This window comes from Pseudoramibacter porci (assembly GCF_009696145.1).
GTDB lineage: Bacteria > Bacillota > Clostridia > Eubacteriales > Eubacteriaceae > Pseudoramibacter > Pseudoramibacter porci.
This window is the reverse complement of sequence record NZ_VUMO01000003.1, coordinates 17388-39062: the sequence shown is the minus strand read 5'-3', so window position 1 is coordinate 39062 and position 21675 is coordinate 17388. Positions and strand designations below refer to the sequence as shown.

Genomic DNA, 21675 nt, shown 5'->3' with positions numbered 1-21675 from the left:
AATGGAATAGAAAATATAAAATTTTGACAAATAATGCAAGCAGCATAAAAAAGGACTTGTGAAAAATTGCTACTTTTTCACAGTCCTTTCCAATTATGGTGTTATCATCTTCAGTCGTTGTAGATTAGCGCCATGAAGATGAGATCTTCGCTGCTGTTGTTCTCCATACTGTGCCATTGGCCTGGTTCGATCGTGCAGGTGTCGCCGGCGTGGACCAATGTCTTGGATTGGTCGTTGTCGATAAAGGTGCCTTCGCCCGAAAGAATATAATACGGCTCCGTTTCGTGGATGTGCTGGTGAAAAAATGGCAGCGCGGGTTTGACCGTAAAATAGAGATTGAATGGATTGTAAACATACAGAAAGGAGATGTGAATATGGCAGCGCGCCAGCAAAACGCCCAGTATAATAAAATGATGCACACCCCGGTTCACCGGCTGATTGTGGCCTTAGCTATTCCGACGATAATTTCAATGATGATCTCGAGCATCTACAACGCAGCCGACACTTATTTCGTCGGCCGCCTCGGGACTTCAGCGTCGGCGGCGACGGGCATTGTGTTCGGCCTGATGGCGGTGCTCCAGGCGGTGGGATTCATGTGCGGCCACGGTTCGGGGTCAATCGTCGCCCGTTGCCTCGGGCAGAAAAAGCCCCAGGATGCGAGCGTTACCGTGTCGACAGGGCTGGCGCTTGTGGTGATCATCACCCTCGCCATCACGGCTCTCGGTCTGATTTTTGTCGACCCGCTGATGCGCCTTCTCGGCGCGACGCCGACCATTTTGCCCTACGCGCGCATTTACGGACGCTGCATTTTGGCGGCGGCGCCGTTTATCACGGCAAGTTTCTTGATGAACAACGTGCTGCGCTACGAGGGCCGGGCGGTTCTCGGAACGACGGGCCTTACCATCGGCGCGCTGCTCAACATCGCCGGCGACCCTTTCTTGATGTTTAAATGCCATTTGGGCATTTTCGGTGCGGGGCTGTCGACGGCGCTGTCCCAGATCATCGCCTTCGGGCTTCTGTTTTATTTTTTCCTGTCGGGGCGGACGACGACGCGGCTGTCGCTGCGTCTGGTGAAGCTCAAGGCGCCGGTGATTCTGGAGATTCTATCTGTGGGCATGCCGAGCCTCTGCCGTCAGGGGCTCAACACGGTGTCGACGCTGCTGTTGAACATCGCCGCCGCGGGATGGGGCGACGCGGCGATTTCGGCGATGAGCATCGTCAACCGCGTCACCTTTATGGTCTTCGCGGTGGTGATCGGCATCGGACAGGGGCTTCAGCCTGTGGCGGGCTTTTCCTACGGGGCCCAGGCGTGGCAACGGCTGAAAAGCGCCTTTGTGTTTACGGTGGGCCTGTCTACAGGCGTCGCCTTGGCGCTTGCCCTGGCGGTGGGTCTGAATGTGAAAGGCGTAGTCAGTGCGTTCATCGGCGATCCCAAAGTCATTGCCATCGCCGCGCCTGCCCTGGTTTACCAATGCGCAGCCCTCGTGTTTACGCCGCCTTTTACGATGACGAACATGACTTACCAGAGCGCGGGCATCGCCGGGAAGGCGACCTTCCTCTCGCTGCTTAGAAACGGCCTGTGCTTCATTCCGTTGATTTTAATTTTGCCGCGAACCCTTGGCCTCATGGGGGTGCAGACCGCTCAGCCGGTGGCAGACGCGTTGACCTTTTTGATCGCTTTGCCCTTTACTCTCGATCTGTTTAAGACTTTGAATCGGCGCGCGGCAGGTCAGCACACAAAAAAATAAGGCCTCAACCGTGAGGGTAGAAGCCTAAGAATTCGAAGGAGCGGGTGTGGGCCATGACGCGCTTCAAGATGGCGTCGAGGTGGTCTTCGTCGATCTCACCGATAAAATCGAGAAAAAACTGATAGTGCCATTGATTGTTCGGAATCGGGCGGGACTCAATTTTTGAGAGGTTGAGATGCTCTGCGTCGAAAATGCCGAGGAGTTGATAAAGCGCGCCGGGCGTATCGGATAAGGTGAAGCGCAGCGAGATTTTGTTGCGCCCCGGGCGGTTCTCCAGCAGTCGGGAGACGACGATGAACCGCGTCGTATTGTTGTCCGCGCCGTTGATCGATTCAGCGAGGACGTCGAGATGATGAATCTCGGCGGCGCGCTGGCTTGCGATGGCAGCCTTCGTTGGATCAGCCGCGTCGTGCACCATCTTCGCGGCAACAGCGGTATTGTGGTAGGGCACCAGCGTCCAATTCGGGTATTTTGAGAGAAAATCCCGGGACTGATAAAAGCCCTGCTCGTGGGAGTAAACGCTTTGGATCTCCGATATGGCGGCCCCGGGCACGCCGAGAAGGCAATGGTGCACGGGGATGAGCACCTCGCCGACAATCGCGGCCTGGTAGCGGATGAGCAGGTCGTAATTTTCGTTGATGGCACCGGTGGTCGAGTTTTCGATCGGCACGACCCCGTAATCCGCGCCGCCGCCGGTGATGGTCTTGAATACATCCTCGAAGCTTTTGTGGGGGATAAAAAGCCGGTTTTCCCCGAAAAAGCGGATGCAGGCTTCTTCCGCGTAAGAACCCCGCGTGCCCGAATAGGCTACGAGGCCGGCCGCACGCGGGCGGCGCATCTGCCGCTTCATCTGCAGGTAGCGAGCCATAGATGATTGCTGTTCGCCGGTGAATACCATGATGGTCTCCCTTTCTGTTTACATTGTGTTTTCAATCATAACACAAAAGCGGCAGCCACGGGGAAGATAGTTTTCAGTGAGCGTGTAGATCGCGGCATTTTCTTTTTAATTAAGAAAATGTTAAGAATAGAAATTGTCCTTAAAATTTCACAGAGTTTGAAAATTAATCATTAAGTTTCATTGATAAACGGCAGAAATTGGGGTTAAAATCGGCTAAAAATCAATATATAGACGTCAACGGCATGAAAATTTCAGAAAAAATACCATATCAAAAACAAAATGATGTAATTAATTACAAATAAAATAATTTGCACAAATTTACAGCTTGACATCTTCTATTTCAATTGCTATAATATGACACCTTTACTTTTTGATACCATCGTGCTATAATAATGACAACATACAAGCGAGGTGAAAAAGATGCCGCAACGTATCCATGCGACTTTGAATGATGTCAGGCGCGAAGTGGAATCTCACAAAGGGGATTTAATCAAACTTCAGGCGCATAAAAGCAAGAAGAAATTGTACCGGAAAATCGGTAGAATCGAAGGAATTTATCCGAGCATTTTTACCGTTAGAGTCGAAAATCCGAGAAGTCATGTTTCGGAACGCCTGTCCTTTTCGTACTCCGACGTACTGACGCGCGCCGTCAGAATCGCGCTGATCAAGGATGAAGAAGAGGAAGCGGAAAAAGCCATGACCGCGTAACCGCGATGAGGTGAATCCATAGCCATACAGCGCTTGAGCTGTATGGTTTTATTTTTTTAAAGTACACATAAGGAGGAAATATGGCCTACACAATTGTAACGGATTCTGCGTGCAATCTTCCGGCACAGATGTTCCGGGAGCACGACATCCGCGTGATCCCATTGAAGTTGATTGCCGGAGGAGAGCCGATGATTCTGGACAGCGAGCTGGCCGACGACGGCGAAGCGCTGCGAGGTTGGAATCAGCGGCTCAGAGACGGTGTCGATATTCACACGTCGCCGGCCAACGAAAAGACCTGCGAGGCCGTGTTTGAAAAAATCCTCGCCCACGGGGATGATCTGCTCTACATCGGTTTTTCGTCGCGCTTGTCGGACGTGTACGCGACGGCTAAAGCGGTGCTGACGCGCCTTGAAAAAAAATATCCGGAGCGCCGGATTTGCTTGTTTGACAGCCGGGCCGTCTCTTTCGGCGAGGGGCTTTTGGTGATGAAGGCGGCGGATATGCAGGAAAAGGGTGCAACCCTGACTGAGGTGTTTGGCCAGCTCAAGGACGACCGCAATTGTCTGCACCAGTATTTCACCGTCCCGAATTTGAAGACGCTGGCCCGTTCCGGCCGCCTTAAAGGGCGCGTGCGCCTCGCGGGCAGCTTTGGGCGTCAGCCGCTGCTTTCAGTCGATGAGGACGGCGGTATTCACGCCAAAGCGTCGGCGCGAAGCGACAAGGGCATCATCGATGCGATTGTCAAGCGCATGGGGCAGAAAATCGCCGACGCCGACGATCGTCCGGTGATGATCGCTCACACCGACTGCATCGAAAAGGCACAGAACCTTTCGCGCAAAATCCGCGAGGTCATCCACCCGAATTCGGTGCTGATCCACACGCTCGACCCGGTTATCAGCGCCCATATCGGCCCCGACGCCATTGGCGTGTTCTTCATCGGCGTCCCGCGGAAGAAACGTGTCGATTAAAAGACGTAAGGCATTAAAAAAGCAAGGGCATATTGACGTGCGCCCTTGCTTTTTTTGTGTGAAAATTGGGAATTTACACCTTTTCTTTGATGAAGCCCTTGCGGTAGGCCGCGATGAGCATTTCCAAGTCGTAGATATTGTCCCGAAGGTCTTTGCCGATGTCGGTGTCGGCGACGGTTTTTCTGCGGCTGTTGGTTTCGACGATTTCCTTCGTCGATTTGATATCGACGCCGTTGCGGATGGCCGCGTCGACGGATTCGAAAGGTTGATGGGAGATCAGTGTCATCCCGTAGGAATTGTAGGTCAGGGTGTAGCCGGCGATGCCCGTGGTCTTTTGGTAGGCCTTGGCGAAGCCGCCGTCAATGCACAGCACCTTGCCGCCGGCGCGGATCGGCGATTCGCCGTTCTTCGTTTTGACCGGGGTGTGGCCGTTGATGATGTGGCCGTCCTTCGGATCGAGGCCGAATTCGATCAAAATCTTATCGGCGATTTCTTCGCTGTCGGCGATGAGCTTGTAGTAAGGCATTTTTTCTTCGTGGTGGGTCGTCTTGTCGTCGATAAAATAGCGTTCAAAGGTTGCCATCTTTTTCTTCCCGAACAGCGGGGATTTTTTGTTGCACCAGAGGAACCACAGGAAGTCGTTGCGCGGCGGCGTCTCCCGCGCGTTCGTGAAATAGGCTTCCCGGGCGAGCTGATCGAATTTGTCCATAAGGGCCTTGCCCGAATAGGTATCCCCCTTGTAGACGACGGTGTCAAATTCGCCGTCTTCTGTCAGCGGGATGATGGCGTGGTAGAGCAGATTGTCGTTGTACGTCAGGTACAGGCTGCCTTTGGCGTACATGAAGCGGATGTGGCGCTGCAGCTTTTCCGAATGGCGGAAGGAGTGGCAGAGCAGGGACATCACGTGTTCTTCTTCTTCGGAGAGCTTCGACGGATTTTTTGGATCCAGGGTCGGGAAATTCGTATCGTTGAGGGGGTAGGCCACGCCGTCCACGGTGACCGTGCCCTTTTCCAGGTCGATTGCGCGCATCAGGCACCGGTCTTCCATGTGGTATTCCGGGTGGCGGTCGATGATTTGTTCTTCGACTTTGAACTGGATAATCGTAATGGCCTTGTGCATTTTCGAGATCAAGTCGATGTCGATGCTGGCGTTTTTATCGGCGATGTTCTTCGGAGTGAAATCGGTGCAGGGGTCGTCCCCGTAGGTTTTCTGAGCGAAGGTCGCCAGGGGCAGCATGTTGATGCCGTAGCCGTTTTCCAGGACGCGGGTGTTGGCGTAGCGCATGGCAATGCGGACCGCACAGGCGATGCAGGCGCGGTTGCCGGCCGCGGCGCCCATCCAGAGGATGTCGTGGTTGCCCCACTGCAGGTCCATCGAATGGTGGTGCATCAGCGTGTCCATGACGTGGTGGGGAGCCGGGCCTCTGTCGAAAATGTCGCCGATGATGTGCAAATGGTCCGTCGTCAGGCGCTTGATGACCGTGGAAATTTCTTCAATGAAGTGATCGGCCGTGCCGTATTCGACAATGCTGTGGATGATCGCGCGGTAATAATCTCGTTTGTTGTAGCGCTTTTCGTCTTCCTGAATCAATTCGTCCATGATGTAGCGGAAATCCGGCGGCAGGCTTTTTCTGACTTTAGAGCGCGTGTATTTGCCGGCCGTGGCGCGGCACACCTTGACCAGGCGGTAAATCGTCAGCTCGTACCAATTGGTCAGGTATTTGCCCTTCTTTTCCTGCTTGATCAGGTCGAGCTTCTGCTGGGGGTAATAAATCAGCGGAATCAGCTCTTCCAAATCTTCGAGAGAAACCGTGTTGCCGAGCTCTTCCATGACTTTGCGGCGGATGGCGCCCGAGCCGTTCTGGATGACATGGTTAAACGCGAGATCTTCCCCGTGGATATCGGTCAGGAAATGCTCCGTCGCCTTCGGGAGGTTTAAAATCGCACGCAGGTTGATGACTTCGCTGACCGCCGAGGTGATCGACGGAAAATCCTTAGAGAGCAGCTCCAGGTATTTCTTGTTCTTTCTCAGCTGAGTTTTTGTAAAATTCTGCATTTTTTCCCTTTCCATGATTACCAATAAATCGCACTTGATTATGATTTTTAGTATAATTAGTATACAACATAATGCCGATTAAGTAAAACAATTATACAACGATTTGTCGGAAAAGACCTTAAAAATCGAGAAAGGGGTGTGCTCGAAAAAATTGGCAAAAAAAATAAAAAAAGACTTTACAAAATTCTCATAAATGGTTATACTAATCAAGTACTCAGCGAGTTGATCCCTTAGCTCAGCTGGAAGAGCGCCACCTTGACGTGGTGGAGGTCACAGGTTCGAGCCCTGTAGGGATCACCATTTGATCACACAGCTCCGAAACTTTGTTTCGGAGTTTTTTTATTGCCTAAAAGCGACATCCGTTTACTAAAAAAAGATCGCGGCTAACAAAAAAACGGACCTTTCGGTCCGTTTTTTGTTTTGGCTAAATGAGGAACCCCACGGCAAGCACGATGATCCCGAGGGCGATGCGGTACCAGCCGAAAGCCTTGAAATCGTGGGTCTTGATGTAATTCATCAAAAATTTAATGGCGAGCACCGAGACCACGAAGGATACGATCATCCCAACGGCGAGGACTGCGCCCTGGTCGCCGGTGAAATGGTGGAAGTGGCGCAGCTTTAAGAGCGTGCCGCCGAACATCGCCGGAATGGCGAGGAAGAACGTGAATTCCGCCGCGGAGGTGCGGGAAATGCCGATCATGAGCGCCCCGATGATCGTCGCGCCGGAGCGGGACGTGCCGGGGAAGAGGGCGGCGATGAGCTGGAACAGCCCGATGATGATCGCGTCTCGGTAGGTGAAATCGTCAACGCTGTAGACCCGGGCCTTTTTGGTCGCGTTGCGGTTTTCAACGACGATGAACAAAATCCCGAACAAGATGAGCATGACGGCGATGGATGTCGGATTGTAGAAATGGGCTTCGAAGAAATCGTCGAAGGGCCCGCCAATGACCGCCGCCGGAATCGTCGCGATGATAACCTTGAGCCACATCTGCAAAATGTCGTGGTCCCAGCCCAGACGGCCGACCCGGTCTTTAGTGGTGCGGATCCGTCTCACCGGCCACAGCCGCTTCCAGTACAAGAGCACGACGGCGAGAATCGCGCCAAGCTGAATGACGACCATGTACATGGAGATGAAAGCCTTGGGTTCATTCAAATTCATGAAAGACTGAAAGAGATACAAATGGCCAGTGCTGGAAATCGGCAGCCACTCGGTGATCCCTTCCACAATGCCGAAAATAACCGATTTAATAATATTAAGCATACACATTCCTTTCGTATTTGATTATTAATTCGCATGATAATCCATGCGATATAAGCAAATTGTGTTATGATGGGATTGATTATATCATAGAAATTCCCGCGGAAAAGTGCGGAGCGGGATATTTTAGAAAAAATTTAGATTAATGAAGAGAGAGGTTGAATGAAAATGAAAGAGAAGCGTACCGCAAGGGACAGCGCGCCGTCAAAAGGCCTCGTTTTGGGTTTGGCCCTCGCCGTGATTGGGGCTATGGTCGGTGCGGCGGAAATCCTTAAAATCGAGGATATCATTTTCCCGGAGGCGGCAGCGCTGACCATCGGCTTCTGGATTGCGCCGGTCTGTCCGTGGCGGGTTGAGCCCCAAAAAGGCGTGGCCATGATGGTGATCGCCGGGGTCTTGGGCTACGGGATTTCCGCGCTTTTGCCGGCGCCGCTGCTGGTGAAAATCGCGGCCGGCTACGGCTGCGGCGCGGCGCTGATCGTGCTGAGCCGCTCGAGCCTTTACCCGGTGTTTTCGGCAGTGATGCTGCCGGTGATCCTCGGCGTCGACACGTCGGCATACGTCGCCGCCGTCGCGGTTCTGGCCTCGGTGATTCTGCTGCTTTCGGGAGCCGTGCACGGCGGTGCCGGCGCGGCGCAGCCTGAACAGGAGGGCGCTCTGCCGGTGAAGGTGCAGCTGATCCGCTTCGGGCTCCTCCTGGCTTTCGTGCTGATCCTGGCGGTTCTCGGCGTGCGCCTCGGGCACATGATGTTCATCGCGCCGCCGCTGATTGTCGGCGCGGCCGGCATCGTCGACAACCCCAAGCCGATTCCGATACTGCTGCTTGTGAAAATATTGATCCTCTGCGCCGCGGCGGCCGTACTCGGCGCCGGATGCCGCCTCGCACTCACCGAGACGATGGGGATCGCTGCCTGGATCTCTGCGGCGGCAGCCTTCGCTTTGGTGCTGCTTCTCGCGTGGCGCTGGGGGCTGTGGTTTCCGCCGGCCGGTGCGGTGACCCTCTTGGCCTACCTCGTCCCCGCAAGGGGGCTGCCGACTTATTTTTTGTGGATCGCCCTCGGGGCCGCGGCCCTCGGCGCGTCAGCGGTGGCGGTGCGCCTCATCACAAAAAAACAGACGGACAAGCCTCTGCGCTATTGAGAGGGTCCGTCTGTGTGCCGCATCGGATGCAAAGCCTTCGTTTAAAGCTGCTCGAGCCCTGAGAGGGCCGCGCCGTAGGCGCCGACAATTTCGGGTTCGTCGACGATTCTGAGCTTCAGCCCCAGCTGATCTTCGAGCACGGCCACCATACCAGGGTTTTTTGCGACGCCGCCGGTCATCATCACCGCTTCTTCGATGCCGACCCGGCGCAAAAGGGAAATCGCCCGGCCTGCGATAGCTGCGTGAACGCCGTGGGCGATGTCCTCTGGCTCCTTGTTTTCAGCGATCAGCGAGATGACTTCGGATTCGGCGAAGACGGTGCACATGCTCGAAATGCGGATGTCTTCCTTGGATTTTAAGGACAACTGCCCCAGCTCCTCGAGGGAGACGTCCAGGGTGTGAGCCATCATTTCGAGAAAGCGGCCCGTCCCGGCCGCGCACTTGTCGTTCATCACGAAATCGACGACGTCCCCGGCGGCGTTCAGGCGGATGGCTTTGCTGTCCTGGCCGCCGATGTCAAGGATGGTGCGCACCGCCGGGTCGAAGGCGTGGGCCCCCTTGCCGTGGCAGGTGATTTCTGTCAGATCTGCGTCGGCGAAGGGCAGGTGATCCCGGCCGTAGCCGGTTGAGACGATCCGCGCGAGATCCTCCCGTTTGAGCCCGGCCTTATCCAGCACCTGGTGCATCGCTTTTTCGGCGGACAAAATGGATTTTGCGCCGGTGCGGACGATGTCCCAGGCGACCAGCTGGCCGCTGCCGTCGATGATGACGGTGTTGGTCGAAGTTGAGCCGCTGTCGATGCCGAGGACGTAGGGCGCGGCGTGGTGTTCGGCGGGAACCAGCTTCACCGCTTCGGGCGTATCAGCCGGTGCCGCTTCGCCGTCTGCCTGGGTGTCTGCTTTCGATTTGTTCGCCGAGATTTCTTCGATAAAGGCCTCGACGCGGGTCTTGATTTGGCCGCTGGACTGCCGGGTCAAATCGGTTTCCAGGTTTAAAACCGGCACGTGGAAAGTCTCGAGTTTTTTCAGGGCGGCCGCCTCGTAATGATATTGGTCGCAGAATTTAACGGTGTGGTAAATCAGACCGTCGAGCTTGTCCTCAAAATCGTCGAGCATGTTCAGGCGGTCTTCCGCACCGGCCATGCGCATGCACGGGAATTGGGCCAGCAGCTGTTCACAGTAATCCTCGAGGCGGCCGATTTCCGCCGGGTTGAACAGACGGGCCAAATGGTTGCAGGTCACGTTAAACAAGAGCTTCGCGCCGTGGGCGTGGAGGGTGTCGATGAGCGACTGGCTGCACCGCGCGCCGATAAGGCCGACGTTGACCTTAGCGTCTGCGGGTGCATCGCTCTGCAGTGCAGGCGGGTGGGCCTTGAGATAAGCCTTCAGCGGGCGGATCATGCCGTCGCTGTAAAAGGCGCGGCCCGTGTGTTCGCTGTAAGCCGAAATCATGGTACTCACGTTTTTCGTGAACAGCTTCACGGCCTCGGGCGTCACCTTGCGCGGCAAATCGAGCAGGTAGATGAACTTGTCGGGATATGTCGCCTTCAGCGCGTCGTAAAGCCGCCGCCCGGAATCGCAGCAGGAGGTGATGATCATCCCTTCGACGTCGTCCCGCTTGCTGACGAGGTCGGCGAACATTTCGAGGACCCCTTTGACGTAGGCGCAGACGTTGGGGTGGAGGAGCGCCTCCGCCCGGTTAAACTGAACGACCTCCGGCTCCATCAGTTCCATTTCCACATCAATGGATTCAAACAATTCGATGGGCGTGTATTTACAAATATAAGCTAGCATGTTGTTCTCTCTTTACTTTGCATCGCTGTGATCACAGCATTTCCAGAAACGCTTCGAGCCGGGTTTTGATTTGACCTTCCGGGCTGTTGCGCGGATCGATGCCGTCGCCGTCCAAAATCAGGTAAGGGATGCCTGTGTCCGAAAGGGCCTTTTTCATCAGATTGGCGGCCCCGGCCATTTGCTTGCAGCCCCAATGATTAAAGGAAATGACGCCGTCGGCGCCAGTTTCTCGGATCAGCCGGCGTTCCGCATCGATGCGGCGGTCGAGGGGGCCGACGAAGATGTTGTCCACCATTTTTTCGGCCAGCGCCTCCAGAGGATGGTCGAGGTCCAACGGCAGGTTGTAGTCGAGGTTCATGTCCGTCGCTTGAATCTGGTATTTTTTGCTCAAATTGAAGGCGTGCTTCAGCGCCGGTTCGTAGAAAGGCAGGACGTGGAGCCAGAAGATGCGCTTACCGGAGAACACCGGGCGGGACGCCGCGTCGGTTTCGATGCGCTTGAAGAAATCCAAGGCCTCAGGGCTGCCGATGATCAGGTGGGACGCGTAAAGCACAAACATCTGCAGCGTCAGCGTCGACGGGTAATACCGCGTGCGGGTCAGCTCGATGAAATGGCGGTAGGCCTCGAAGGACTGGTTTTCCCGGTCAAGGGTATCCCGGAGCTTGTCGAGGTCGAAAGCCCGATGATTCAAGTCCTCGAGCTGGGCGATCCAATCCTTCAGCTGCTTCACGACGTAGGCCAGGCTGTCCTTCGTCTTTTCGTTGGGGATGTCGAGCAGTGTCGTCGGAATGTGTCTCGAATCGGCGGTGTAGCGGAAGGTCTGGAGGTTGGCGTCGCAGACGATCGACGTCGTCACCGCGCATTTCGGCATGGGGATCAGCCCGGCGTCCACGGCGCCGATGAAGGCCTTGTGGTACGAGCAGAGGGTCGGGGCGATGCCTTCGGCCTCGGCCTGGTCGATGCACCAGTCTTCGATGGTGAAGCCTGAGAGAAACGAGCCCATCATTTCAATCGACAGACAGGTCAAATCGAAATTCTGAAGAATCTCGACCGGCGTGAACAAATTGGTCCAGGCGGCGGATTCCGGATGCTCCAGGGTGTGCAGCATCCCGTCCAGGGCCAGACAGTTTAGATCCCGGTAAGGAAGTGGGACGTTTTTGTCGCCGAGGTGGCGCTTCGCGAAACTTTCGAGGCGCAGCCCCAAGCGGATATAACGGCTGGCCGCCTTGGGATTGTCCGGCAGTTTGTTTTTGATCCATTCGCCGTAGCGATGTACGATATCCATATAAACTCCTATTCGCAGAAATGATTCATTTCAATATTCAATGGGTTCCGGTCAGCGCAGCCATTTCGGCGGGCGGTTGGCCAGAAAGAAAGACGACAGAATGAGCGCGACGCCGACCGCGCCGAGCCAAGTCAAGGTCTCGTGGAGGAAAATCACGCCGAGAACTGTCGCCGTCGCCGGGGTGATGGCGAGAAACAGACTCGCCCGGTTGGAAGTGGTTCCGGACTGGGCATAGGGTTGAATCGCAAAGCCAAACACCGAGCAGACTACAGCTAAGTATAACACATTTCCCCAAACGCTGCCCGGCGCGGACAGGGTCGGTGTCTCGACGAGGAAGGTTGCGATCACCGAGCAGACCGCCATGACGGCCACCTGAATGACGCCGAGAGTGAAAGCGTCGTCGCGCTTTGAAAAGGCGTCGGTGACGATGACGGACAGGGCGTAGATCACGGCTGTCCCGAGGCACCAGATGATGCCGGGGCTTAAAACGATGCGGCCGCTCTGGCCGATGGTGAAGACGACGCCGGTAAAGGCGACGGCCGCTGCGACAACGTTGGCCTTCGTCGGCTTTTGGTGAAAAAATGCCCAGGAGAGGAAAGGCACGAGCATGATCGCGGAACTTTCGACGAGGGCCGTCGTCGAGCTCGAGGTTTTCGATAAGGCGATGGTTTCGCCGGCCATCATGGCGAAAAACACCACCCCGAGGATGACGCCGCGGCCGAGAGTTTTGAGACGCAAGCCTTTCAAATGGCGGTTGAAAATGACGATGAGCAGAACGGCCGCGATTGTAAAGCGCACCGCCAGCAGGTTGAACACAGAAAAAGCCGTCAGGCAGTGCTTGACAAGCAGAAACGAGGTCGAGCGTGCGAAGATAACGGCTGCGAGCAGCCCTTCGGCGTGGCGCCGGTTGTGAATGTCGAAGCGGTTCATCAGAAGGCCACCACGCCGAGATCGTGCAGCAGCACGTAGAGGCCGATCAAAAACAAAATCACTCCGCCGGCCACTTCAGCGGCCCGCCCGAATTTCGCCGAGATGAAATGCCCGATCAGCGTGGAGCCGAAGGAGCATCCGGCAGAGACGATGGCGATCATGGCCACGGCCAGCGGCACGTTAATTTTAATGAAGGCGAAGCTGACCCCTGCCGCTAAAGCATCCACCGAGGTGACGATGGAAAGCAGGATGATTTCCTGGGGCGAAAAATGTTCCGAAGACGCCTTGGCCTGATCGGCCGGATCTTCGTGGAAGGCGTCCCAGATCATTTTGCCGCCGATAATCGAGAGCAGAATGAAGACGACCCAGTGGTCGAAAGACGAAATCAAGCTGTAGAACTGCGATCCGAGCAGCCAGCCTAAGAAGGCCATCAACCCTTCAGCGCCGCCGTAAGACAAGGCAATGGTCGCGGCCAGCTTTGCATTGTATTTCGGCATGGCCAAGCCCTCGCAGGCTGAAACCGCGCTGGAGTCCATGGCCAGCCCGAAGGACAACAATAAAATTCCGACAAAACCCATAGTGCTAAATTTCTCCTTTATTGACGTCAAAAATATCGGTCTTATTTAAAAGTAGAAAAGAGTATAACACAACCGGGCGCGGGGCGCAATGAAGGCCTTAAGTTAGCAAGCTGCAAGGCGCCGAATGCTTGTTAAAAGGGAAGGGATATGATAGAATATTTTAAACATACAGCTTATTATCGAAAAAACGGACAACATATAGATCAGTTTAAATTTGGAGGAAATTATGGCATCCCGGGATCAAAAGCATCAGCTTGAAGAGCTCATAGAGGATTTTAGTTATTTTGACGATCTGCCCTGCGGGGTTGTCATTTTTACAATCGAAAAAGGGCGGGAATTGGTGCCGGTTTACCGCAATACCTGGTACCGCCGTCTTTTCGGCTACAAAAGCCAGAAACAAGCGGCCCTGAAGGATAACGTCTTCTCAAAAATCTACGAACCCGACCGCAAAAACGTCATCCGCTGCCTGCGGCAGAGTGCCGAGGGCACCAGCGGCGAAATGACGGCTCGTCTCGTTTTTGACGATCGGATCATGCTGCAGGCCCACCTGCGGATCTGGTGCGTCCAGCGGCAGTACGAATACCCGAAGGTCGGCATGATGATCACAGGATCTGACAACGAAGAAGAAGTCGATCCGACGACCATCACATTCAATCAGAATTACCGCAACATCGCGCGCTACGAGGCGACCTCGAGCTTCGACTACGACGTCGAGCAGGACCGCTTCTTCTACATTCTGCGCGACGAAAAGGGCGGCGTGAAAGAACAGGTGATCGATCATTATCTCGAAAACCTGCGCAATCACAAAACAGTGCACATCAGCACCGTGCGGGAGTACGAAAAGGCGCTCATGTCCCGGACGGCCACCGAAGTGGACTTCCTCGGCCTGCGCAAAGACGGGGAATACGAATGGCGCCGGGCGACGTGCACACCGACGACCATCAGCGTTCACGGCGCCGTGAGCCCCCACACCATCGGCCACATCGAGCCGGTGGATTCGAGCCCGACTGCGCCGCGCCGCGCCCACATGGATCTTGTCACCGGGCTGCAGGACCGCCCGTCGACGATGATGACCATCAACTGGATTCTCGAAGCCCGAGACCAGAGCCAGCGGGTTTTCGCCCTTGTCTGTCTCAACGGCTTGTCTGAAATCGACCGCGTCTGCGGCGAAAAGGTCGGCGACCAGATGCTCCACCGCCTCGGCTTTGTGCTGTCGACGTCGCTGATGGTCCAGGATGTCATCGGCCGGTACTCCGGTGCCTATTTCGCCCTGTTCATCCGCCACGCCAAGAGTGCGGAGCAGATCGCTCAAATTGTCGAAAACGCCCGCACCGAAATGGAAATCGAACGGTCGAAATACCCGCACTGTCCGGAAATCGGCCTGTCCTTCGGCCAGGCGGTCATGCCCGACGACGGGACCACCCTCGAGGAGGCCGAATCGGTGGCCAACGCCCGCCTCAACGAAAAGATCGCCGAATGGGAAGCGGCTCATCCCAAAGCATAATCTACAAATAGAATACCACATGACACGACAGCCAGTGAACGCTGGCTGTTTTTCAATTTTTTCACCAGAAAGGACATACGATGGCTCACACCGATTTGATTATTGGCCCCCACACGTCGATCGCCAAGGGATACCTGGCCGCTTTAAAGGACGCCTGCGCCGTCGGCGCCTCGACCTTTCAGTTCTTTACGCGAAATCCCCGGGGCGGCGCGGCCCGCGCCCTCGATCCCGACGAAATCGCGGTCTTTAAAAAAGAGCTGGACGCTCACCGCATCGGGCCGCTGCTGGCTCACGCGCCCTACACGATGAACATGGCCTCCAAAACGGAAACGACCCGCGAGTTTGCGGCCGCCACGTTCGCCGATGACCTCGCGCGCATGGCACAGCTGCCCTGCGCCCTTTACAACTTTCACCCCGGCAGCCACACCGGCCAGGGCGCGGCCGCGGGCATCGACGAAATTGTGGATATTCTCAACGCCGAGATGACGCCGTTCCAGACGACGACGGTGCTGCTGGAGACGATGTCGGGCAAGGGGACCGAGATCGGCCGCAGCTTCGAAGAGCTCGCGGCGATTATCGATCGGGTCAAGGTGCCGGATCGCATGGGCGTCTGCCTGGACACCTGCCACGTTTATTCTGCTGGTTACGACATTGTGAACGATCTCGACGGCGTACTCGCCCATTTTGACGACGTGGTCGGCCTCGACCGGCTGAAGGCGGTGCACCTCAACGACAGCAAAACCCCCTTCGGCAGCCACAAAGACCGCCACGAAAAGCTCGGCGCCGGCAGTATCGGCTGGGACGCCTTCGCTCGGCTGGTGCGCCACCCGGCACTGAAGGGCCTGCCCTTTTTCCTCGAAACGCCCCAGTCGCATTACAGCGGCTACCGCAGCGAGATCATGCGGCTGCGCCAGGTTTTCGCGGAAGCGGAATAGATTAAATAAAGAGAGATGATTTTTATGCAAAGCAAGCAACACCCATCGACCCTCGCCCAAACCGCGACGCGGGTGTCGATCGTTTCGATCATTGTGAACATTGCCCTTTCGGCCATGAAGCTTTTGGCCGGGATCGTGGCCCATTCCGGGGCGATGATCTCCGACGCCATTCACTCGGCTTCCGATGTGTTTTCGACGATCATCGTCATCGTCGGCGTGCGCATCTCCTCGAAAAAAGAGGATAAAGAGCACCCCTACGGCCACGACCGGATGGAATGCGTCGCCTCGCTGATTCTGGCGGGCCTGCTCGCTGTCACGGGGTTTTTGATCGGCTGGAGCGGCGTTCAGACCATCGCCTCGAAAAAGCCCATCGCGGTGCCCGGGATGCTCGCCCTGATTGCGGCCGTGGTGTCCATCGCCGTCAAGGAATGGATGTATCATTACACCATCCGCGCAGCCAATCGCGTCAATTCCGGCGCCCTCAAGGCCGACGCCTGGCATCATCGCAGCGACGCGCTGTCGTCGGTCGGAGCGCTGATCGGGATTGCCGGCGCCCGCCTCGGCCTGCCCATTCTCGACCCGCTGGCCCAAATCATCATCGCGCTGATGGTCATCAAGGTCGGCTTTGACATCGGGAAGGACAGTGTCAACAAAATGGTGGACCGCTCGGTGGACGAAAAGACGCAGGCGGCGATTCTTAAGGTGGCGGCACATCACCCGGGCGTCGTCCGCGTCGACGATTTGCGCAGCCGGACCTTCGGCGCGAATTTCTACGTCGATTTGGAAATTGCGGTGGACCACACCCTTGACATTCAGCGGGCGCACGCCATTGCGGAATCTCTGCACAATATTTTAGAGGCGCGCTACCCGAACCTGAAGCATTGCATGATCCATGTGAACCCGGACGTCGATCTGCCGGAGGAAAAGAAAGAGGCCCTGCAGCAGAAGGCCGAAGCCCAGGAAGGAATAAAAAAGTCTTAAGGGGCGCCTGTGAAAGTTGAGAGCGGCTTTTCGCCGTGGTATAATTAAGCGTCAGTTGACAACCCTATAGAAACGAGAAGAAGACATGGAACAAGAAAACAAAAAGCGCCGCGTGCCGGGTTCTTTTGAGCTGCCGAGGTGGGCGCTGCGCATCATTTACGCCGCGGCGGTGGCCTCGGTGGTCCTTGCGTTGTTTTGGATGGCGCAGCTCCACGGCTTTGCGGTGCGCAACCATTATGCCGGCATGGCCAACTCCGGCAGCGAGGCGGCGGTAAAGGTGACGAAGGTCAAAACGAAATCCGTCGATTCTGATCATATCGCCTACACCTCAAAGGCGCCGGAGCGGGTCGGCTGCGAGACCCTTGCGGCATTGGTGCTCGATCACAGCGAGGCGGACGTCAATTCTTCCCTGCGCCAGTATTATTACACGAAGACCCTGACCGGCCAGTACCGCTACATGAGCGACGCCACAGCCTACAGCGTCCCCTCTCACTACGAACACTACGTGAGCAAGAAGCTGGCCAAGGTGATGCATCAGCCGGTCAAAACCGTGCAGAACCGCTACACCTGGGTCATGCTGCCCAACCACAAGGGCAAGGCCTACGACGCCGAGCGCTACGGGTTCAATATTTATTGGGTCAACCGGAAAATCAACACCACCGACGTCCACAAGAACGTCGCGGCGGTGCGTTACAACACCAAAAATCAGACCTACACCAAGGGGACGATTTCAGTCAGAATGGTGCGTCAGACCGACGCGTCCATTATTCCCAAAACATTCGAAGCGAAATAATCCGAAGAGGCTTCGATCAACTTTACCAATGAGGAAATAAAGGAGAAGACATGCAATTTCCAAGAAAATTACAGCTGGCGACAGATCTCTATCAGCTCAGCATGGGTAATGTGTATTTAAATGACGGCAAGGCCGGCGAAACCGCTGTGTTTGACGCGTTTATCCGACGAAATCCTTTCAACGGCGGCTACACCGTCGCGGCCGGTCTCGAACAGATGATCGACTACATCAACGGTCTGGCTTTTACGGACGAGGACATCGCCCAGCTCCACCACTACCACCCGGAATTCACTGGCGCCTTTCTCGACTACATGCGCCATTTTAAATTCTCGGGCGAAATTTACGCCGTGCCGGAAGGGACGATCATCTTTCCCCACGAGCCCATCGTCCGGGTCAAGGCCCCGCTGATCGAGGCGCAGCTCGTCGAGACGACGATCCTCGCGATCATGAATCACCAGACCTTGATCGCCACCAAAGCCTCCCGCATTGTGGAGGAAGCCGGGGACGGCCCGGTCATGGAATTCGGTCTGCGCCGCGCCCACGGCACGGAGGCCGGGTATTTCGGCGCCCGGGCGGCGGTGATCGGCGGCTGCGCCGGCACGTCGGTCGTCGAAACCGAACCCATGCTCGACCGCGCGTCGATGGGGACGATGTCCCACTCCTTCGTGCTCAGCTACGACAGCGAACGGGAAGCCTTTGAAAAATTCTGCGACTACAATCCGGACAACGCGGTTCTCCTTGTCGATACCTACAACACCCTGGAAAGCGGCGTGCCCAACGCCATTGAGGTCTTCGGCCAATACAAGGCCGCCGGGAAAATTACCGGCAATTACGGCATCCGCATCGATTCGGGGGATCTGGCCTATTTGACCGCTGAGGCGCGCAAAATGCTCGACGACGCCGGCTTCACCGACGCGAAAATCGTCGCTTCGTCCGATCTCGACGAATACCTGATCCGCGACCTCAAATCCCAGGGCGCGAAGATCGACTCCTGGGGCATCGGCACGAAATTGATCACGGCCTACGATTCGCCGTCCCTCGGGGGCGTGTACAAAATGGCCGAAATTGACGGCAAGCCGAAAATGAAGATTTCGAACGATCCGGGCAAGATCACCAATCCGGGGACGAAAAAAATCGTTCGGTTCTATTCCAGGGACAACGGCATGGCCCTGGCCGATCAGCTCTATCTCGAAGATGAAGTGGTCGACGATACGAAACCGCTGCGCATTTTCCACCCGATTCACACCTGGAAACAGATGACCCTCAGAAATTTCACAGCCAAGGAATTGCTCGTGCCGGTTTTCGTGAACGGGCAGTGTGTCTACGACAAGCCGTCCATCGACGAGATCCGCGAACACCTTCAGGAAGAAAAACGCACGTTGTGGCCGACGTACAAACGCATGGTCAACCCCCACGTGTACCACGTCGATTTGTCCCGCAAACTTTGGGATCTGAAGCAGGATCTGCTCGACGAAGCCGACGTCGATCTGACCGACGGCGAGCCGCCCTTTGAAGATCCGAAAAAAAGCAAGGTTAACAGAAAAGCGTCGCGATAAGGCGCAGTTGAATCATTTTACCAAATAAGAAAGGCGTAGACTATGCCAGAAACGAAACCCCATAACGATCAGCCCATCCCTGAAAAAGATACTCAGATTTTCGATCTGAACACCGACGACGATACCGAAGCGATGGCCGTCTGCGGCAAAATCATCCGCGATGGCGGCACCGTCGTCTTCCCGACGGAGACGGTCTACGGTCTCGGCGCCAACGCCCTGGACCCCAACGCCGTCGAACAGATTTACGCGGCGAAGGGCCGCCCGGGCGACAACCCGCTGATCGTCCACATCTACGATTTGGCTCAGCTTGACGATCTCGTCGAAGACGTCCCGGATCAGGCGAAGCGCCTCGCCGGGGCTTTTTGGCCGGGCCCGCTGACGATGATCATGAAACGCTCGAGCCGCATCCCTGACACGGTGACTGCCGGGCTCGACACCGTCGGCATCCGCTACCCGAGTCACCCGATGGCGGCCGCTTTTTTGAGAGCGGCGGGCCGGCCGGTAGCTGCGCCTTCAGCCAATATTTCCGGGCGGCCGAGCCCGACGAAGGGCGAGCACGTCCTCGAAGACATGCTCGGCAAGGTGGACGCCATTCTCGTCGGCGACGAATCCGACGTCGGCCTCGAATCCACCGTTATCGACATGACGACCACTCCGCCGACGGTGTACCGCCCGGGCGGGGTCACCGTTGACGACATCCGCCGGGTTATCGGCGAAGTGAAGGTTTCGCCCGGTGCGGTGAAGCCGGTGGAACTGAAGGAGGTGCGCTCCCCGGGGATGAAATACCGCCATTATGCCCCGAAAGGGAGAATGGTCATCGCCCAGGGGAATCTGGATGAGATGGTCGACAAAATCAAAGAGGGGATGGCCAAGCTCCATGCCGACCAGAAGGGTGCCATCCTTGCCACTGACGAGACCATCGACCGCTACCACAAGGGCCTGATTTTGTCTTTGGGCAGTCGAAAAGATCCGGCGGGCATGTCTCACAAGCTTTTCGATTGTCTCAGGGCTTTCGATGATCTCGGCGCGACGGACATTTTTGCCGAGGATATCCCGGTAACCGATGATACGCTGGCGCTGATCAACCGGCTCTACAAAGCGGCTGGCTACACTTTTATCTAAATGAATCTTAAAACTCCGGATCAAACCGGAGTTTTTTTGTGCAATTTTTTAACAAAATCTTGAACATTGATTGCAAACGGTTTATACTAAAAGTATCAATTGGTCAGACCAATACAATAAATAGGGGGTTCATGATGAATTTTAAAATTCCGTGTGGCCAGCAGAAGCTGGACTTGACACTGCCTGATGAACAGGTAGTCGGTGTATTGGAATCGAACATTGGCACGATGAAGGCGACCGGAACAGAAGACGAAATCGTCCAGGCGGCGATGGCGAAGCCCTACGGCGGGGTGAAGCTGTCGGCGCTTGCGAGGGGGAAAAAGACGTGCACGATTATCTGTTCAGACCATACCCGGCCAGTACCGAGTAAGCACATCATCCCGTTTATGCTCAAGGAATTAAGAGAAGGGAACCCGAATATTGACATCACATTGCTGATTGCGACCGGCTTCCACCGTCTGTCAGTCGAAAAGGAAATGCGGGCGAAATTCGGCGATGACATCGTCGATCACGAAAAAATCGTCGTTCACGATTCCGCCGATGCGGATGCCAATGTAAAAATCGGGGTGCTGCCCTCCGGTGCGGACTGCATCATCGACAAGGTCGCGGCCAATGCGGACTTGCTCGTTTCGGAAGGTTTTATTGAACCGCACTTCTTTGCGGGCTTCTCCGGCGGACGCAAGAGCATTCTGCCTGGCGTGTGCGACCGAAAGACGGTCATGGGCAATCACTGCTCAAAATTCATCGACAGTCCTTATGCCCGGACGGGGATTCTCGAAGGTAATCCCCTTCATAAAGATATGGTGGCCGCGGCGAAGATGGCGAACCTCGCCTACATCGTCAACGTGGTCATCGATGAAGATAAAAAAGTCGTAGCTGCTTTTGCAGGGGATCCTTTTGAAGCACACCTGTCCGGGTGTAAGTTCCTCTCGGGCTACTGCCAGGTCAAGGCAGTCCCGGCGGACATCTCCATCACGAGCAACGGCGGCGCGCCGCTGGATCAGAACATGTACCAGTGTGTCAAGGGGATGACGGCGGCGGAAGCGACGACAAAAGAAGGCGGTGTCATTATTATCTGTGCGGAATGCGCGGACGGCACCGGCGGCGACGGCTTCTACAACGCCCTGAAGAACTGCGAAAGCCCGCAGGCCCTGATGGATGAAATTCTGAAGGTGCCCCAGGGAGAAACCCAGCCGGATCAGTGGGAATACCAGATCCAGTCCCGGATTTTGATCCACCACCCGGTGATTTACGTCAGCCGTCCGGAAATGAAACAGACCATCGAAGAAATGAAGATGCATTACGCACCGAATCTCGACGAAGCGGTTAAAATGGCGAAGGAAATCAGAGGAGACGACGCAACCTTCACGGTGATCCCCAACGGGATTTCAGTGATTGTGCGTGCGTGAAAAAAATGAGCCC

19 protein-coding genes and 1 tRNA gene are annotated in these 21675 nt (G+C 55.8%); 12 read left to right on the top strand and 8 right to left on the bottom strand.

The features are described 5' to 3' along the window. Positions 1-110: 110 nt before the first annotated feature. Positions 111-419, bottom strand: coding sequence for a cupin domain-containing protein (locus FYJ52_RS03190; RefSeq protein WP_328598752.1), 309 nt, complete (start codon positions 417-419; stop codon positions 111-113). On the opposite strand from FYJ52_RS03190, the gene FYJ52_RS03185 reads away from it, so the two are divergent. Beyond that, a complete protein-coding gene (locus FYJ52_RS03185; protein ID WP_154575823.1) occupies positions 375-1748 on the top strand; it encodes an MATE family efflux transporter in 1374 nt (457 codons plus the stop codon). The genes FYJ52_RS03190 and FYJ52_RS03185 overlap by 45 nt on opposite strands. A 4-nt stretch (positions 1749-1752) precedes the next feature. On the opposite strand, the gene pheA is transcribed toward FYJ52_RS03185, so the two are convergent. Next, the gene (gene pheA / locus FYJ52_RS03180) at positions 1753-2646 is read right to left on the bottom strand and encodes a prephenate dehydratase (protein WP_154575822.1); all 894 of its coding nucleotides are present in this window, start codon (positions 2644-2646) and stop codon (positions 1753-1755) included. A gap of 420 nt (positions 2647-3066) precedes the next feature. Between pheA and FYJ52_RS03175 the strand changes: the two genes are divergently transcribed. Then, on the top strand, positions 3067-3354 hold the full coding sequence (locus tag FYJ52_RS03175) for a Veg family protein (protein ID WP_154575821.1): 288 nt from the start codon (positions 3067-3069) through the stop codon (positions 3352-3354). Positions 3355-3434: 80 nt separating this feature from the next. After that, positions 3435-4322: a DegV family protein gene (locus FYJ52_RS03170; RefSeq protein WP_154575820.1), complete on the top strand. Its 888-nt coding sequence runs from the start codon at positions 3435-3437 to the stop codon at positions 4320-4322. Positions 4323-4395: 73 nt separating this feature from the next. Here FYJ52_RS03170 and FYJ52_RS03165 read toward each other — a convergent pair whose 3' ends face one another. Then, positions 4396-6378 (bottom strand): fructose-1,6-bisphosphatase, encoded by a 1983-nt coding sequence (locus FYJ52_RS03165; protein WP_154575819.1) that lies wholly within the window; start codon positions 6376-6378, stop codon positions 4396-4398. A 224-nt stretch (positions 6379-6602) separates the two neighbouring features. Between FYJ52_RS03165 and FYJ52_RS03160 the strand changes: the two genes are divergently transcribed. Further along, positions 6603-6678, top strand: a tRNA-Val gene (locus FYJ52_RS03160). A gap of 124 nt (positions 6679-6802) precedes the next feature. On the opposite strand, the gene FYJ52_RS03155 is transcribed toward FYJ52_RS03160, so the two are convergent. After that, entirely contained in the window at positions 6803-7645 is an 843-nt protein-coding gene (locus FYJ52_RS03155) for an undecaprenyl-diphosphate phosphatase (RefSeq protein ID WP_154575818.1), read from the bottom strand. A 153-nt stretch (positions 7646-7798) separates the two neighbouring features. On the opposite strand from FYJ52_RS03155, the gene FYJ52_RS03150 reads away from it, so the two are divergent. Next, entirely contained in the window at positions 7799-8776 is a 978-nt protein-coding gene (locus tag FYJ52_RS03150) for a hypothetical protein (protein WP_154575817.1), read from the top strand. 41 nt (positions 8777-8817) lie between these two features. On the opposite strand, the gene FYJ52_RS03145 is transcribed toward FYJ52_RS03150, so the two are convergent. Genes FYJ52_RS03145 through FYJ52_RS03130 form a run of 4 tightly spaced genes read right to left on the bottom strand, consistent with a single transcriptional unit; the run spans position 8818 to position 13362 of the window. Then, the gene (locus tag FYJ52_RS03145) at positions 8818-10569 is read right to left on the bottom strand and encodes an acyl-CoA dehydratase activase (RefSeq protein WP_154575816.1); all 1752 of its coding nucleotides are present in this window, start codon (positions 10567-10569) and stop codon (positions 8818-8820) included. 31 nt (positions 10570-10600) lie between these two features. After that, positions 10601-11854: a 2-hydroxyacyl-CoA dehydratase subunit D gene (locus tag FYJ52_RS03140; protein ID WP_154575815.1), complete on the bottom strand. Its 1254-nt coding sequence runs from the start codon at positions 11852-11854 to the stop codon at positions 10601-10603. A 51-nt stretch (positions 11855-11905) separates the two neighbouring features. Next, positions 11906-12784 (bottom strand): DMT family transporter, encoded by an 879-nt coding sequence (locus tag FYJ52_RS03135; RefSeq protein WP_154575814.1) that lies wholly within the window; start codon positions 12782-12784, stop codon positions 11906-11908. Continuing rightward, on the bottom strand, positions 12784-13362 hold the full coding sequence (locus FYJ52_RS03130) for a manganese efflux pump MntP (protein WP_154575813.1): 579 nt from the start codon (positions 13360-13362) through the stop codon (positions 12784-12786). The genes FYJ52_RS03135 and FYJ52_RS03130 overlap by 1 nt, the downstream gene beginning before the upstream one ends. Positions 13363-13588: 226 nt before the next feature. On the opposite strand from FYJ52_RS03130, the gene FYJ52_RS03125 reads away from it, so the two are divergent. The 7 genes from FYJ52_RS03125 to larA all read left to right on the top strand — a co-directional run bounded on the left by FYJ52_RS03125 (position 13589) and on the right by larA (position 21662). Continuing rightward, positions 13589-14866: a GGDEF domain-containing protein gene (locus FYJ52_RS03125; RefSeq protein WP_154575812.1), complete on the top strand. Its 1278-nt coding sequence runs from the start codon at positions 13589-13591 to the stop codon at positions 14864-14866. 80 nt (positions 14867-14946) lie between these two features. Next, complete coding sequence (locus tag FYJ52_RS03120; protein ID WP_154575811.1) at positions 14947-15801, top strand: deoxyribonuclease IV; 855 nt, start codon at positions 14947-14949, stop codon at positions 15799-15801. A gap of 24 nt (positions 15802-15825) precedes the next feature. Beyond that, entirely contained in the window at positions 15826-16782 is a 957-nt protein-coding gene (locus FYJ52_RS03115) for a cation diffusion facilitator family transporter (protein ID WP_154575810.1), read from the top strand. Between the two features lie 85 nt (positions 16783-16867). Further along, positions 16868-17575, top strand: a complete 708-nt coding sequence (locus FYJ52_RS03110; protein WP_154575809.1) for a hypothetical protein — start codon at positions 16868-16870, stop codon at positions 17573-17575. Positions 17576-17625: 50 nt separating this feature from the next. Continuing rightward, complete coding sequence (locus FYJ52_RS03105) at positions 17626-19131, top strand: nicotinate phosphoribosyltransferase (protein ID WP_154575808.1); 1506 nt, start codon at positions 17626-17628, stop codon at positions 19129-19131. 42 nt (positions 19132-19173) lie between these two features. After that, positions 19174-20253, top strand: coding sequence for an L-threonylcarbamoyladenylate synthase (locus FYJ52_RS03100; protein WP_154575807.1), 1080 nt, complete (start codon positions 19174-19176; stop codon positions 20251-20253). Between the two features lie 131 nt (positions 20254-20384). Next, positions 20385-21662 carry a nickel-dependent lactate racemase gene (larA, locus tag FYJ52_RS03095; RefSeq protein WP_154575806.1) on the top strand — a complete coding sequence of 426 codons (1278 nt, stop codon included), beginning with the start codon at positions 20385-20387 and terminating at the stop codon, positions 21660-21662. Positions 21663-21675: the final 13 nt, after the last annotated feature.